Origin of the sequence: Sphingomonas endophytica (assembly GCF_001476895.1) — a bacterium.
Classification (GTDB): Bacteria; Pseudomonadota; Alphaproteobacteria; order Sphingomonadales; family Sphingomonadaceae; genus Sphingomonas; species Sphingomonas endophytica_A.
Genome location: NZ_LDTB01000307.1, coordinates 1 through 773 on the forward strand (window position 1 = coordinate 1; position 773 = coordinate 773).

Below are 773 nucleotides of genomic sequence, written 5' to 3' on the forward strand. Positions count from 1 at the left end.
GACTACAGGGATCGAAGGATCGACGTCCGCCATCACCTTGAGCAGTGCCGCGGACTCGGTGCCGAACGACGACACCAGCGCCAACTTCTCGCGGCCGACTATCCGCAAGGCGGCAGCGATCACCTCGGCGGGCGAAGCCGTGCGTAGCGCGCGATCGAGCACATCGGCTGCGGGCAATGCGGCCGGCGTCGCAGCGAGCTCTGGTGCAAGCGTGCTCACTGGCTCGCGCTCTCCGAGTGACGCAGCTGCATGCGGCGATTGAGTGCGGTGACGCGGCCGTCGCCGGTCGGCTGGTAGAACACCGAATAGCGCTTCATGGTCGCGGCGAACGCATCGGCATCGGCATCTTTCTTGACCTCGAAGGCGTCGAAGCCGGCACGTGTCATGAACACGAACTGGTCGCGTAGAATCTGCCCGATGGCGCGCAGCTCGCGGTCATAGCCATGACGTTCGCGCAGCAGGCGCGCCTGGCTGTAGGCGCGGCCGGCGCGGAAGGTCCGAAACACCAACCCGACCGAAGCGAGACGATCGAGATGCGGCACGAGATCCTCGAGACTGCGGTTGTTCGGCCACATCACCCCGAGCTTGCCGGAACGGCGCAGCAGCGCCTCGGGATCGGCGAGAAAGCGTTCGGCCGTGAACAGCACCGCGCCGTCACCCGGCAGTTCGGCACCGTCGGCGACACGCACGAACGGATCGGTCGTGATTCTTCCCTGCTTAACGAGTGGCATAGACGCGCTCCCTGATCGGCTCGACACCCAGACGCTTCACCG

General features: G+C 66.0%; 1 protein-coding gene and 1 pseudogene. Both read right to left on the reverse strand.

Annotated elements, in window-relative coordinates; genetic code table 11:
• A pseudogene (locus tag NS334_RS17340) lies at positions 1-219 on the reverse strand (hypothetical protein); the annotation flags it as partial.
• The gene (locus NS334_RS17345; protein WP_206542744.1) at positions 216-689 is read right to left on the reverse strand and encodes a DUF934 domain-containing protein; all 474 of its coding nucleotides are present in this window, start codon (positions 687-689) and stop codon (positions 216-218) included. The pseudogene NS334_RS17340 and the gene NS334_RS17345, both read right to left, overlap by 4 nt.
• Positions 690-773 lie beyond the last annotated feature (84 nt).